Raw genomic sequence first — 12,620 nt, forward strand, 5'->3', positions numbered from 1 at the left:
GTATGAAGCGTTTACGTAACACAATTGGGGTTGGAGCAGGTAAGGCTACCGGCTGGACGATGAGAGCTCTGGGTAGGTCAAGCACTGCCTTGCCGGGATATGTTGCAGAACGGATTGGTCGGAATCCGCTACAGCACTATTTGCGTAACCGTCACTATGCTAAGACAATCTTAATAACGGGTACGAACGGTAAGACAACTACAACTATGCTGATAGCTGAAGTAATGAAGCTAGCCGGGTTGAGGGTTGTTAACAATAGATCTGGGTCAAACTTAACTCGAGGAGTATTAACGGCCCTACTTGCAGATACTAGAAGGGGCGACGATACAGTACTTTTACTGGAGGTAGATGAGGCTAGCATGTCGGCTGTTTGTCAGGCAACTAATCCAGATATAATTGTGGTTTCAAATATTTTTCGTGATCAGTTGGATCGATATGGTGAAGTTGATACTACGCGGAGACTTTTGCGCCAGGCAATTGAGTTGGCGCCAAATGCTGAGTTGGTACTGTGTGCTGATGATCCACATGTTGCTAGTCTAGCCTTGGATCTGAAGAGAAAAGTCCATTATTTTGGTATGAATACTAATGGTATTAAAGCTTTAGAACATGATCACGCTAGTGATATACCACTTAGCCCTATTACTGGTGTGCCACTGAAATATAGTCGGCGATATTTTGGTCACGTTGGAGTATATAGGGCAACGGATGGAAGCTTCTCACGACCTACACCAGATGTATCGGTTGAAGATATTGGCCTGCATGATTCAGTGCAGGTGGTTACTTTTAAGCTTAAAAATCAATCCAGTAAGATGGTTGTGAAGAGCCCGTTATTAGGGGTATATAATGGCTATAATCTGGCCTCTGCAATTACGGTGGCACTTGCTTGCAATCTAGGTAATGATGTAATAATTTCTGCATTGCAGAATAATAGCAGGGCTTTTGGTAGGCAGGAATCAATCACATATCAGGGGCGACAATGCACATTTTTACTAGTTAAAAATCCTACCGGCTTTAATCAGGTGATTCAATCATTCTTTACTAAGCCCACGAACTCACCAATATTAATTGTAATTAATGACAATTTTGCTGATGGTCGGGATGTATCCTGGCTGTGGGATGTGTCCATTGAGGACATTTCAACGGATGGCCCAATTATTGTTTCTGGTTTGCGCGCATACGACATGGCATTGCGGCTAAAATATGCCGATAAGAATTGTCGAGTTATTGAAGATCCGATGCAAGCCATCTCGGAGCTGGTGCAAGTTGGAGGGGATGAAACGATATATATTTTGCCGACCTATACAGCTCTACTAGATATACGTAAGCAGTTATCGCTTAAACTGGAGCACAGTTCATGACGGCAAAGAGAGTCTCAATTTTATATCTATATCCATACGAGATGAATACTTATGGTGACTGGGGCAATGTGTGTGTCTTGCAGAAGCGTTTAGAATGGCGCGGATGTCAGGTAGACGTTATCAAGCACCATCCAGGCTCCAGGTTATCAAGGCGTCCTGATATTATATTTTTTGGAGGCGGTCAGGATAGTGGACAGAGTCTTATTCTGGATGATTTACATAAGCAGGCGCCAAGATTGCGCGAGTGGATAGAGGATGGAGTGGCTACACTGGCAATATGTGGTGGTTATCAACTGCTTGGACGAGAGTTTATTACGGCAACTGGAGAGAATTTGGAAGGTGTTGGGGTGTTTAATATTACAACTCAAGCTCAACCTGGTCGGTTAATTGGTAATGTCGTACTGACGAGTGATAGATTTGGGTCTATTGTTGGTTTTGAGAATCATTCCGGTAGAACCTTTTTAGATGGCGATACGGAGCCATTTGGGGTGGTAGATAAGGGTAGTGGTAATAATGGTGAAGATAAAAAAGAGGGGATTATTACTAACTCTGCGATTGGTACATATCTACATGGCCCACTACTGCCGAAAAACCCTCAAGTAGCGGACTGGTTGATTGCTCATGCCCTAGGCGTTTCGCATAAAGAATTAGTTCAATTGCCGGATCAGTTTGTTATACAGGCTAGGTTAGTTGCTACTAGACGATAGCAAATGTACTCATTTGAGAACTAAACCAGTTCAATCTAATTAAAGTAGAAAGTTCTCGATATATATTGAGAACTTGAACCTATTTCGTGTACACTAATGAGTAAGAAAAATATATAAGGAAATTGGCCTATGCAAATCGAATCGCTTTTTGGTTCAAAGACCCGGGTAAAATTATTGAGCCTTTTTTATAACAATCCCGAACGGCCTTTTTATGTCCGAGAGATTACTCGTAAAATAAATGAGCAAATTAACTCTGTTAGGCGCGAGCTGCAGAATCTGTTAAATATTGGTATCGTAAAGTCGGTCAACCAGTCTAATAGATTATATTATGAGATTGATCCATCCTTTAAGTTTCATTCTGAGCTGATGTCAATTTTTCAGAGGATTCCCGCTAAATCAAAAGAGATTCGGGAGACTAAAGAAGAAGATCAGATTTTAAAGAAGATCCAAAAAGCTGGCAATGTAAAAGTTTTATTCCTGTCGGGAGCATTTGTGCGCGGTAGCCTGCAGAATGTTGATATCTTTATAGTTGGCGATATGAATAAGGCCAAGCTGGCCCAGGTGATTGGCGATATGGAATCAGCCATGAATCGAGAGTTGAACTATACTGCCTTCCGATTGGAGGACTTTGATTATCGCCGTAACCTCAATGATAGATTTTTACTAGATATGTTGGATGCCCGTAAGATTGTTTTGCGAGATGACCTGAAGCTTTTTGGCGATACTCAGAAGCAACCAGCCGGTGAAGAGGGCACGTCCGCCTCAGTTCAGGTGAATGTATCGGCCCCGCATCCAGAGATCACTACTGAAGAGGCTATCCGTATGGCAGAAATGAGCTAGGTATGGCAAATGGCCGACCATCAACTGTAACCATTCAGGTATCCTGGAAGACTATTCTGGCTATTCTCGGGTTAATTCTTGGTATTTGGGTGGTATATATGGTTGGTGATTTCTTAATCTTACTATTTGCCAGTATTGTTGTGGCAGCTGCCCTGGCTCCCTATGTGCGAAAACTAGAGAGGAAAGGATTGCCACGTTGGGCTGCAACAACGGCAATTTATTTAACTATTTTTTTAGTACTTGGGTTAATTCTGGTTCTAGTGGTGCCAACAATTACCAAGCAAGTTGCCGACTTAGTTCGTGATTGGCCAAATATTAATAGCTCACTACAGGCAACTATCAGCCAGAATGAAACATTACGCGGATTATATAGCTCGTTAACACAGGGGCCGGCGAATGGTAGTGGCTCACTTGTCTCTCAAGTGGTGAATATTACATCTGTATTTGTAAATGGGGTAGCTACGACGGTCTTATTTTTTGTACTAACCTTCTATATTTTAATGAATGGACGTAAGATAGCTCACTTTATGATTGGATTAGTGCCAGCTGGGAGGGATCGTGAACGGTACGGTAGGCTCGTAACAAAGATGTCGGAGCGTATGGGATTTTGGTTTAGGGGGCAGTTTATTATTTCTACTATGACTTTTCTGGTGGTTTGGGCAGTGCTTTCTCTTCTGCATGTAGAGTATGCTCTAACCCTGGCGTTGATTGCTGGTGTGGCAGAGTTTATTCCGTTGGTTGGGTCATGGGTTGGTGGAGCACCGGCCGTGATAGTAGCCTTTGGGCAGTCGCCGGTATTAGCGCTATTTGTCATTATATTCTTCTTTGCTTGGCAGTCATTTCAAGGCTACATCATTAGCCCTCAGGTGATGCGCCGAGCCATTGGGGTGCCTTCAATCTTTATACTTATATCAGTATTGATTCTGGCAAAGCTAATTGGGTTTGTGGGGGTGTTTTTAGCAGCTCCGATTGCCGCCGCTGTTGCCGTATTGGTGGAGGAGTATGCTGATGGAGTGCATAGTCAGCTCAAGAAGGGCTTTGCTGCGCGGACTGGGCAACGGAGGGGCTAATCTGGTATACTGGTAGAAATGGATATTTCACTCGGAAAAGATAATGCATTGCACTTGCAGGGTCGGGGCGTGTCGATGGCTATTGGTCCATCGTTATTGACTAAGGCAGATGTATTTTTTACTACAAATGGTATTGAGCCAAAGATCGAGGTAGATAAATACTTCCAAGGTGCAGGTGAATATGAGGTTCAGGGTGTGATGGTTGATGGTGTTGCAACTGGAAAGGGGGTAACTTCTTATCATGTTATAGCCGAGAGTATTAGTTTGGCAGCGGTAACCTTAAATAAGGCCGAGGATTTAACTGATGATATGCTTGAGAGCCTGCAGCCGTCTAAGGTGCTTGTCTTGTGGCTAGCAGAAGGTTCTGTCCAGGATGTTGCGCAGTTAATGTCGCGCTTTGATGTTGGTCGGCTAATTCCAGCTAAAATACCTTGCGATATTGATAGTTTAGAAAAAGAGCTCCAACTTAAGGCTGAAACAGTATCGAGATTAAAGCTCACGCCAAAGGATAATATAGAGGAAATACGCTTACTTACGGTATTGGACGAAGTGCAGTAGATATTGCAAATTGCAAGCGATATTAAAAACCACCCTAACGAGTGGTTTTTAATATCTTAAGTGTTTAATCCAAGTAGCAAACTAGGTTAGTTTACCTCGGTATTTTTAGCGTATTTTTTGAGAGTACGAATTGTTGAGGCAGCAAGCTTAACTCGGACCTTCTCACCATTTATGATGAGGGTTTTCTTCTGGAGGTTTGGTTTCCAGACCTTTGGCGTTGCGCGCATAGAGTGGCTGACATTATGGCCAAACTGCTTACCTTTACCTGTGATGTCGCATTTATAAGACATAGTGAATTCCTAACCCAAGAATAATAACAGATATAGACTTACTTGACAAGACCTGCGCTGGCCATAAACTGGTATACTAAGTTTATGAGTTTGTTAGAGATTGTTAATCTTATTTTTATTTATGTGGTGGCTATCACTATTCATGAGTATAGCCATGCGTTTGCAGCCCATCAGCTCGGTGACCCAACCGCTAAGGAAGAGGGACGTTTAACATTAAACCCGATGGCTCATATTGATCCGCTAACCACGCTAGCGCTACCGGTGCTGTTAATTTTAGCGGGTAGCCCGGTGATTTTTGGGGCAGCTCGGCCAGTTCCTTTTACGCCCTATATGGTTCGCGGTGGGAAGAAGGGGGCAGCTCTGATTGCTCTAGCCGGCCCAGCAAGTAATCTGGTATTGGCTGCTATTATCGCCCTGGTAATTCGTTTAGTTCCAAGCTTGGCCTTAGCTGGTAGCGGACTGCTGATATCGATGATGACGGTGAATATTGCACTAGCTTTATTTAACCTGTTACCAATTCCACCACTTGATGGCTCTCGTATATTGTATGCTTTTGTGCCATCTAATATGCAGGATGTGATGGAGCGTTTTGAGCGTACGGGACCAATCATTATACTGGTACTATTCTTAGTGGGCTATCCTTTTATTGCGCCGTATCTAGGTACTGCAACTCAAGTCATTACACGCTTTTTACTTGGTATGTAGAGCTCTGCTATACTTGTAGATGACCCTCGGGCGCTCGATATGGGCTAATATCTTTTCTGCTTAAAGAATAAAATGGGAGACCTAGATTGTGTTCAGTATGACCTCTTTATGAAGTGTGCTGGATGACTGCGGACACCCACCTGGATTTTGTGCCAGGGAAGATATTTTGCTAATCGGCGTCAAAGGGGATTTTATTTAGAGCTTAAATCGGCGTTTCCAGGTGGCAGCTTGAGATATAGAATCGGCTCGCAGGATATCAATATGGCCTTCAATGCCTAGATGAGTGGCAATTTTATTGATCTGTAGGCTAACATCGTAGGGGAAAATCCAGAGTGCGGAGCTAAAACGTAGGAAGCCGATTCGTTTTAGTTCGATAAGAAATTGGTTACGCTGAATTTTGTGTGATTCGGGTATTTGGTAAGTGACAAAAAGCCAGCGTTTATTCCAGCTTTTAGGTGAATGTAAGGTGGTTGATTCAGATTTACGAAGCTCGCCGCGTTTGAGCTGAGCGGTACCACGGGCTGTAATTTTATAGAGTTTTTCGGTGTCGATACGGCCTTGAGTAATTGATCCCTGGCGCGAGAGGATTGCTAGGGTGTCTTTGATGCGAGCACGTGGAGAGCGACCAGTGTTCCAACTAAAAAGCTCCAAGAGGGCTTTATCTCCGAGAAGGAAATCTTCAGTTGCCACACCTTTTTGAGCAATTTTTTTGAGCAATTCTTGTGATTTAAAAACTTTCTTCATACTTTTCATGCTTAAGCATGATTATCGTGTATAAACTACTACTAAGTCAACTAGATTTGATACAATTATAGGAGGCGGGGTGTGGCGCAGTTGGCTAGCGCGTACGGCTGGGGGCCGTGAGGTCGCAGGTTCAAGTCCTGTCACCCCGACCAGATTAAGGGATATATTAGATATGAGTATTGAATCTGCATTCTCGCAAAAACCCGCATACCAGCATGGTAAGACGGAATTACAGGAGCAACTTCTATCTCCAGAACTACAGAGGCCAGAGCATTTATAGTTATCACTGAGATTCCTGTACAATTAAAGTCATGATAAAAAGTATTTTTACAAAAATTCGTGAGGGTGAGGTGTCAGGTGGTGAGATTATTTACCAGGATGAATTGGTGTTTGTGTTAATGACTATTGCGCCACACAACCCGGGGCACTGCTTAGTTATCCCAGTTGAAGAGATTACAAATTTTGAAGATGTTCCCGAGGAGACATATTTGCATATGATGCGGATCGCTCGGGCGCTGGCTCGTTTGGAGCGCAAGCTGTATGGTAGTCCAAAGGTCGCGATGATTGCAGCCGGCATGGAGGTGGAGCACACGCATATTCATATATTCCCCCTATACTCAGAAGCTGATATCGCATTTACGAGTGCTAAGCACCCAGATTTTTCAGAGGTACGAGTAGAGGCGCAAAAACTACGGCGGGCAATTAAGGAGAGTCCACTTATATGATTTGGGCTATTTTACTCGGTACCATTCAGGCAATTACGGAGTTTCTACCAATTTCTTCCAGTGCACATCTTTTAATATTGCCGTGGTTGTTTGGTTTTCCAACTCAAGGCTTGGCATTTGATGCAGCATTACATATCGGTACTTCTGTAGCATTGCTATTTTTCTTCTGGAAAGATTTTTGGGTGATGTTTAAAAAGCGCGATAAATTTCTGTGGCTCATTATAATTGCTTCTGTACCTGGTGCTACCATTGGATTCTTTGGCGATAAGATTATTGAGCAATATCTACATGAAGGGAGTATGGCGGTCTTAATTGCTGCGGTTGGGATGATCTTAATGACGGGTGTTATATGGTATATCGATGCAACGGCTAAGTTAAAAAAAGACCTTTCTGCGATGGGTCGTAAGGAAGCATTTTGGGTTGGCTTAGCTCAGGCTCTGGCACTTATACCAGGTATGTCGCGATCTGGCGCAACGATTGCCGCCGGCTTGGCTGCTGGCTATACGCGCGAGGCAGCGGCTCGATTTAGTTTTTTAATCGGCACGCCCATCGCATTGGGGGCGGGTCTATATAAGGCAACGAATATTGTCCAAGCTCAGCCAAGTAATACGGAGCTATTGCAGTTGCTTGTTGGTGTTATAACAGCAGCTTTGTTGGGCTTTGTGGTGATTCGCTGGCTACTAGAGTATGTACAAAAACATAGCCTCAAAGTATTTCTAATTTATCGTCTAATATTTGCGTCTGTCGTAATAATTGTTTGGCTGGTGCGTCAATGAGTGGGCGAATACGCGTTCATGGTGATGGTGGTTCGCGCGGTAATCCCGGTCCAGCTGCTGCCGCCGCGGTATTACTTACGGCAAGTGGTGAGATAATTGAGAAGCGAAGTGAGTTCATGGGGGTGGCCACCAATAATCAGGCTGAGTATTTGGCAGTGGAGCTGGGTTTACGAGCCTTGCATGAGCTGGGTCATACTCAGGCCGATTTCTTCTTAGACAGTCAGCTGGTTGTGCGACAACTAAATGGACAATATAAGGTAAAGCACCCAGATATGAAATTGGCTTTTGACCGTATTCAAAAACTAAAAAAAGGCCTAGATGTGACTTTTACACATGTATTGCGAGCAGATAATGCCATTGCTGATACGGTAGTGAATGAGTGCTTAGATGCTCATTTATAAAATTATAGACATTTTATAAAAATCTGGTAAAATAATATTGCAAGTAAGCAGGTGACCGCTCCATATTTTTGGAGAGGAAAGTCCGAACAGCTTGAGTACAGGATGGTTGCTAACGGCAACCCGGGGTAACCCGAGGGAAAGTGCCACAGAGACAATACCGCCAGATGCATGTCTGGCAATGGTGAAAAGAGGGCGGTAAGAGCGCCCAGCTTGTATCGGTGACGATACAAGGAGGTAAACCCCATCCGCTGCAAGGCTTATGGATCCCGATTTTATCAAAGTGTACTCACTTTTCTCGGCTCGAGAGGGATATGTCGCATGATTGCGGGAGAACTGCAACACTGTATTTTTTACAAGAGATAGATGGTCATCACCCTATAAGATAGGCTTATAGGGGACAGAATTCGGCTTATCGCTTGCTTGTCCGCAAAAGTTACTATGCTAGTAGTTTTTGCGGAAGCTTTTAACCTGATACAATAGAGGAAATGCGCAAACGTAGCGAGCTATTTTTTAACCTTCTCCTAGTACCACTTGATGTATTGGCGGTGCTGGTGGGCTTTGTTGTGGCCTATATTATTCGTGTTGAGTACAGTTTAAAGCCAACGGTTTATCAGGTTCCGGGGTGGGAATATCTGTCAGCATTAGTGGTATTAACGCCATTTATAGTGCTATTTTTTGCATTAGCTGGTCTATATCGCTATGAGTCTATGAGGAGTCGGTGGCGAGAGTACTTACAGGCTATAATTGCTGTTTCTGCTAGTACTATGTTTCTTATTATTGTAGACTTTTTTGCAACAAAGCCGTTATTTCCATCCAAGGCGGTGGTGTTTTATGGTTTTATTTTTGCAATAGTTTTTGTTGTTGTAGAGCGATTTATCATAAATCTGTTTCAGCGTTGGCTTTTCCATTTCGGTATTGGTGTTCGTCAGGTTGTCATAGTTGGAGTGGGGCGTATTGCCGATGATGTGACCTATTCATTACAGCGTAACCCGGGTTTTCGTTTAGTAAAAACTTTAGAGCGCAAGCAAGATACACTAGCCAGACTTGAGAAATTAACCAAGAAGAATCATATTGATGAGCTTTTTATAGCCGATAGAACACCAGCAGAGGCCGATCAGTTGGAATACATTCGATTTGCACATAAAAATCACATTGTATACAAATTTATTCCAAGTTTGGCTGGAATATACCAAACTCGTAGTCAGCCCTCTCTTTATGCAGATTATCCTGTATTAGAGATTGTGCGTACACCACTCGATGGTTGGTGGCGAGTGTATAAAACAGTATTTGATTATTTGGGTGCTCTTTTGGGCGTGCTACTATTGAGTCCGGTATTTTTAATTATTGCTATTATTATTAAGCTAACCGATGGTGGTAGTGTCTTTTATGGGCATAATCGGATTGGTCGGCACGGCCATGTGATTCGAGTATGGAAGTTTCGCTCGATGTATGCGCAGTATTCCACTGGTGGAGCATATAGTGGTAAGACTGATCTTGAGATTATCCGTGAGATTGGTAATGATGCTATGGTTGAAGAGTTTAAGCTCAATCAGAAATTAAAGAAAGATCCACGCGTAACACCAGTTGGGCGCTTTATTAGGGCAACTAGTATTGATGAATTGCCACAATTATTTAACGTCTTAAAGGGGGAGTTGAGCTTAATTGGTCCAAGGCCGGTTACTGAGGTAGAATTAGTGCGCTATAAAGATAAGGCGCCAACTTTTCTATTGATTAAGCCTGGTATCACTGGTTTATGGCAGGTTTCTGGGCGCAATGATATAAGCTATGACGAGAGAGTAAAGCTGGATGTATACTATGTTGAAAACTGGAGAGCCTCCATGGATTTACGAATTTTATTACGTACATTGGGAGTAATTTTTAAGCGTAGGGGGTACTGAGATGACCGAGCAAGATTTATCGAAGCTAAAGGTGGCAGTTGTGCATGACTGGCTAACAAATCTAGCGGGTGCTGAAAAAGTTGTCATCGAAATACTCAAGCTGTTTCCGCAGGCTGATATCTATACCAGCGTGTATAAGCCCAGTGCCTTCAAGCAGGTTTTTAGTGGCCACAAGGTATATACTTCATTTTTGCAGAAAGTTCCACTAGCAAAAACCAAACATCAACTTTTTCCTGTTTTGAGACGATATGCTTTTGAATTGTTTGATTTTTCTGACTATGATCTAGTGATAAGCTCATCGACAGCCGAGGGTAAGGGTGTCATTACTAATGAGTCAACCATACATATTTCATACGTACATACCCCTACGCGCTACTTTTGGAGCCACTATCAGCAATACCTTAAAGATCCGGGTTTTGGTGCGCTAGATCCTATTGTGCGGTTTCAGTTAAAACGTACCATTAAAGCATCACGTCGATGGGACTATGCTGCAGCTCAACGTCCAGATAGATTATTAGCTAACTCTAAAACGGTGCAGGAAAGGATTGAAAAATATTATAAGAGACCAGCTCAAGTGGTTTACCCCCCAGTAGATATTGAGCGGTTTGCTACAATTCAGGTGCGTCCACAAGATGTGCCAGATAAGTATTTTATTGTAGCATCACGACTAATTCCGTATAAGCGCTTCGATATTGCAGTTAAGGCCTGTGAAAAAGCTAACACTCAACTGGTTGTAGTGGGTGATGGTAGCGAACTCGCTAAATTAAAAGACTTGGCTGGTGATAAGGTAATTTTTAAAGGGCGCGCATCAAATAGTGAATTGACAGCCTATATTCAGCATGCTGAAGCCCTCCTATTCCCTGGAGAGGAAGATTTTGGCATTGTGCCAGTAGAAGCTATGGCGGCTGGTACGCCAGTTATAGCTTATGCGGAGGGAGGAGTAACCGAAACTATCATTCCATCTGTTACGGGGGAGTTGATTGATTCCCAGTCAGTGGGGGCGTTTGCGGAAGTTATTGGTAGCTTTGATGCACAGCAATATGATAAAAAAGATCTCGCAAGACAGGCGGAAAAATTTAGCCAGAGAGCATTTAGGACTGGTTTTGAAGAGGTTGTACGGACAGGATTACGTGCCACGTCTACTACATAAAAAGACTATCCTTATATCTGTTGTAATTTTTAGTATTTTCTTGATTGTTACACAGCCTCTATACCGATTCTTGATGCCTGTCACGCAGCTTAATGAAATAACATCAAAGCCAGCCTTTCAGGTTTATAGAGCCCTTACTGGGGGTAGTCATCCTACGCGAACATTACTAGTGTTCGCCAATAATGCAGAACAGCGTATTGGTGGAGGGTTTGTTGGTAGCGTGGGTATCTTAAATGGCGCTCACAACCGACTTCAGATTGAGTCTGTTAGGAGTATTTACTACTACGATCATAGACTGGAGGAAAAAGGAGCATTCTTAAGTGCTCCGGAGTATTTACAGAATCTAACTGCTAAGATCTACGCCAGGGATTCACTGCTTACAACATCTAATAGTGAAAATTCTCAAAAATTTAGAGACTTATATGCTCGTGAAACAGGTGAATATATAGATAATGTAGTAATAATTACACCAAAAGTACTTTCATTACTTATAAAATATATTGGCCCAATTGATCTACCGGGCTACAACTTAACAATTACAAGCGATAACATCTTAACTACATTACAGCAAGAGGTTGAGTCGGGCCAAGATAAAGCCGACGGTAGAGATCCAAAAGCTATATTAAAAGTTCTTGCCGAACAGTTAGTTATTAGAGTCCCCAATCTTACATCTATACAGCTGACACAGCTCAGTGACGATATTATAGGGCTGATGCAGACCCAGCAGATGTATGTTTATTTGCAGGATCACTCAGTAATGGAGAAGTTATCGATGTATCAAGAGCCTATAGCTCAGGCTGGCGATCCAAATACCATCAATATAGCAGTGGCAAATCATGCCGCCAATAAGTCGTCACAAGCTATTGAGCAGGAGGTACGGGTTACTATGCATATCTCACAAGATGGTATGGCGCGACTGAGTGCACAGATTAGTCGTATGCATACCTCTGATTATGCTGGTTATTATATTGATCCTAAAACTGGACAGGGTAATTTCTTAATTGGCGATGATTTAAGCTGGGTTCAGTTAACGTTACCTCGAGATACTAAGATGATTACGGGGGGACCCATGAAGGCCCAGAAAGAACCAGGGGTCTTTGGTGCGGATGTTAGTACTAAGCCACTTACTACCAGCAAGGTAATTGCAGAGTTTGTTCTTCCAACACGTTATGCAATGCTTGAACAGATTACAATTGATGAGACTTTTCTAGCCCAGTTTGGTTGGCTTGGTCAGAAAGTTCAATTTAAAGTTGAGGTTCCGGACAACTATAGGTTTATGTATGGCTCTGATGGGGTGCAAGGCAATTTTAATATGGCCAGTCGTAGTTTTTTCCAGATTGATGATGAGAAGATGCACTTTGTATTTAGTAAGCAATAACACCACGGCAGTGTGGTGTT

At 42.9% G+C, this 12,620-nt stretch carries 14 protein-coding genes, 1 tRNA gene and 1 other RNA gene; 14 read left to right on the forward strand and 2 right to left on the reverse strand.

Annotated features, from left to right (window positions below):
* Positions 1–2: 2 nt before the first annotated feature.
* From IPM44_00765 to IPM44_00785, 5 genes are all read left to right on the forward strand, one after another.
* The gene (locus tag IPM44_00765) at positions 3–1,358 is read left to right on the forward strand and encodes a DUF1727 domain-containing protein (protein ID QQS27097.1); all 1,356 of its coding nucleotides are present in this window, start codon (positions 3–5) and stop codon (positions 1,356–1,358) included.
* Positions 1,355–2,065, forward strand: a complete 711-nt coding sequence (locus tag IPM44_00770; protein ID QQS27098.1) for a glutamine amidotransferase — start codon at positions 1,355–1,357, stop codon at positions 2,063–2,065. The genes IPM44_00765 and IPM44_00770 overlap by 4 nt, the downstream gene beginning before the upstream one ends.
* A 129-nt stretch (positions 2,066–2,194) precedes the next feature.
* On the forward strand, positions 2,195–2,905 hold the full coding sequence (locus tag IPM44_00775; protein ID QQS27099.1) for a winged helix-turn-helix transcriptional regulator: 711 nt from the start codon (positions 2,195–2,197) through the stop codon (positions 2,903–2,905).
* A 2-nt stretch (positions 2,906–2,907) separates the two neighbouring features.
* Positions 2,908–3,975, forward strand: a complete 1,068-nt coding sequence (locus IPM44_00780; GenBank protein QQS27100.1) for an AI-2E family transporter — start codon at positions 2,908–2,910, stop codon at positions 3,973–3,975.
* Between the two features lie 18 nt (positions 3,976–3,993).
* Entirely contained in the window at positions 3,994–4,533 is a 540-nt protein-coding gene (locus IPM44_00785) for a hypothetical protein (GenBank protein ID QQS27101.1), read from the forward strand.
* A gap of 86 nt (positions 4,534–4,619) precedes the next feature.
* Here IPM44_00785 and rpmB read toward each other — a convergent pair whose 3' ends face one another.
* Positions 4,620–4,823, reverse strand: a complete 204-nt coding sequence (gene rpmB, locus IPM44_00790; GenBank protein ID QQS27102.1) for a 50S ribosomal protein L28 — start codon at positions 4,821–4,823, stop codon at positions 4,620–4,622.
* Positions 4,824–4,907: 84 nt separating this feature from the next.
* Between rpmB and IPM44_00795 the strand changes: the two genes are divergently transcribed.
* Positions 4,908–5,528, forward strand: coding sequence for a site-2 protease family protein (locus IPM44_00795; GenBank protein ID QQS27103.1), 621 nt, complete (start codon positions 4,908–4,910; stop codon positions 5,526–5,528).
* A gap of 195 nt (positions 5,529–5,723) precedes the next feature.
* Here the strand turns inward: IPM44_00795 and IPM44_00800 are convergent, their stop codons facing one another.
* Positions 5,724–6,272, reverse strand: a complete 549-nt coding sequence (locus IPM44_00800; protein QQS27104.1) for a hypothetical protein — start codon at positions 6,270–6,272, stop codon at positions 5,724–5,726.
* A 75-nt stretch (positions 6,273–6,347) separates the two neighbouring features.
* On the opposite strand from IPM44_00800, the gene IPM44_00805 reads away from it, so the two are divergent.
* The 8 genes from IPM44_00805 to IPM44_00840 all read left to right on the forward strand — a co-directional run bounded on the left by IPM44_00805 (position 6,348) and on the right by IPM44_00840 (position 12,600).
* Positions 6,348–6,424, forward strand: a tRNA-Pro gene (locus IPM44_00805).
* A gap of 159 nt (positions 6,425–6,583) precedes the next feature.
* Positions 6,584–6,997 carry an HIT family protein gene (locus IPM44_00810; protein QQS27105.1) on the forward strand — a complete coding sequence of 138 codons (414 nt, stop codon included), beginning with the start codon at positions 6,584–6,586 and terminating at the stop codon, positions 6,995–6,997.
* Positions 6,994–7,773 (forward strand): undecaprenyl-diphosphate phosphatase, encoded by a 780-nt coding sequence (locus tag IPM44_00815; GenBank protein QQS27106.1) that lies wholly within the window; start codon positions 6,994–6,996, stop codon positions 7,771–7,773. Before IPM44_00810 ends, IPM44_00815 begins: the two co-directional genes overlap by 4 nt.
* Positions 7,770–8,174, forward strand: coding sequence for a ribonuclease HI family protein (locus tag IPM44_00820; protein QQS27107.1), 405 nt, complete (start codon positions 7,770–7,772; stop codon positions 8,172–8,174). Before IPM44_00815 ends, IPM44_00820 begins: the two co-directional genes overlap by 4 nt.
* Before the next feature lie 39 nt (positions 8,175–8,213).
* Positions 8,214–8,602: RNase P RNA component class A (gene rnpB / locus IPM44_00825), an RNA gene on the forward strand.
* Between the two features lie 57 nt (positions 8,603–8,659).
* The gene (locus IPM44_00830; protein ID QQS27108.1) at positions 8,660–10,072 is read left to right on the forward strand and encodes a sugar transferase; all 1,413 of its coding nucleotides are present in this window, start codon (positions 8,660–8,662) and stop codon (positions 10,070–10,072) included.
* A gap of 1 nt (position 10,073) precedes the next feature.
* Positions 10,074–11,222, forward strand: a complete 1,149-nt coding sequence (locus tag IPM44_00835) for a glycosyltransferase (GenBank protein ID QQS27109.1) — start codon at positions 10,074–10,076, stop codon at positions 11,220–11,222.
* Complete coding sequence (locus IPM44_00840; GenBank protein QQS27110.1) at positions 11,176–12,600, forward strand: DUF4012 domain-containing protein; 1,425 nt, start codon at positions 11,176–11,178, stop codon at positions 12,598–12,600. Before IPM44_00835 ends, IPM44_00840 begins: the two co-directional genes overlap by 47 nt.
* Positions 12,601–12,620: the final 20 nt, after the last annotated feature.

It is taken from the genome of bacterium (assembly GCA_016700035.1).
Lineage (GTDB): Bacteria > Patescibacteriota > Saccharimonadia > CAILAD01.

What these genes read in the sequence shown, in the direction of transcription:
- IPM44_00765 (QQS27097.1), top strand. Translation starts at nt 3, where the DNA reads ATGAAGCGTTTACGTAACACAATTGGGGTTGGAGCAGGTAAGGCTACC.
- IPM44_00770 (QQS27098.1), top strand. Translation starts at nt 1,355, where the DNA reads ATGACGGCAAAGAGAGTCTCAATTTTATATCTATATCCATACGAGATG.
- IPM44_00775 (QQS27099.1), top strand. Translation starts at nt 2,195, where the DNA reads ATGCAAATCGAATCGCTTTTTGGTTCAAAGACCCGGGTAAAATTATTG.
- IPM44_00780 (QQS27100.1), top strand. Translation starts at nt 2,908, where the DNA reads ATGGCAAATGGCCGACCATCAACTGTAACCATTCAGGTATCCTGGAAG.
- IPM44_00785 (QQS27101.1), top strand. Translation starts at nt 3,994, where the DNA reads ATGGATATTTCACTCGGAAAAGATAATGCATTGCACTTGCAGGGTCGG.
- rpmB (QQS27102.1), bottom strand. Translation starts at nt 4,823, where the DNA reads ATGTCTTATAAATGCGACATCACAGGTAAAGGTAAGCAGTTTGGCCAT.
- IPM44_00795 (QQS27103.1), top strand. Translation starts at nt 4,908, where the DNA reads ATGAGTTTGTTAGAGATTGTTAATCTTATTTTTATTTATGTGGTGGCT.
- IPM44_00800 (QQS27104.1), bottom strand. Translation starts at nt 6,272, where the DNA reads ATGAAGAAAGTTTTTAAATCACAAGAATTGCTCAAAAAAATTGCTCAA.
- IPM44_00810 (QQS27105.1), top strand. Translation starts at nt 6,584, where the DNA reads ATGATAAAAAGTATTTTTACAAAAATTCGTGAGGGTGAGGTGTCAGGT.
- IPM44_00815 (QQS27106.1), top strand. Translation starts at nt 6,994, where the DNA reads ATGATTTGGGCTATTTTACTCGGTACCATTCAGGCAATTACGGAGTTT.
- IPM44_00820 (QQS27107.1), top strand. Translation starts at nt 7,770, where the DNA reads ATGAGTGGGCGAATACGCGTTCATGGTGATGGTGGTTCGCGCGGTAAT.
- IPM44_00830 (QQS27108.1), top strand. Translation starts at nt 8,660, where the DNA reads ATGCGCAAACGTAGCGAGCTATTTTTTAACCTTCTCCTAGTACCACTT.
- IPM44_00835 (QQS27109.1), top strand. Translation starts at nt 10,074, where the DNA reads ATGACCGAGCAAGATTTATCGAAGCTAAAGGTGGCAGTTGTGCATGAC.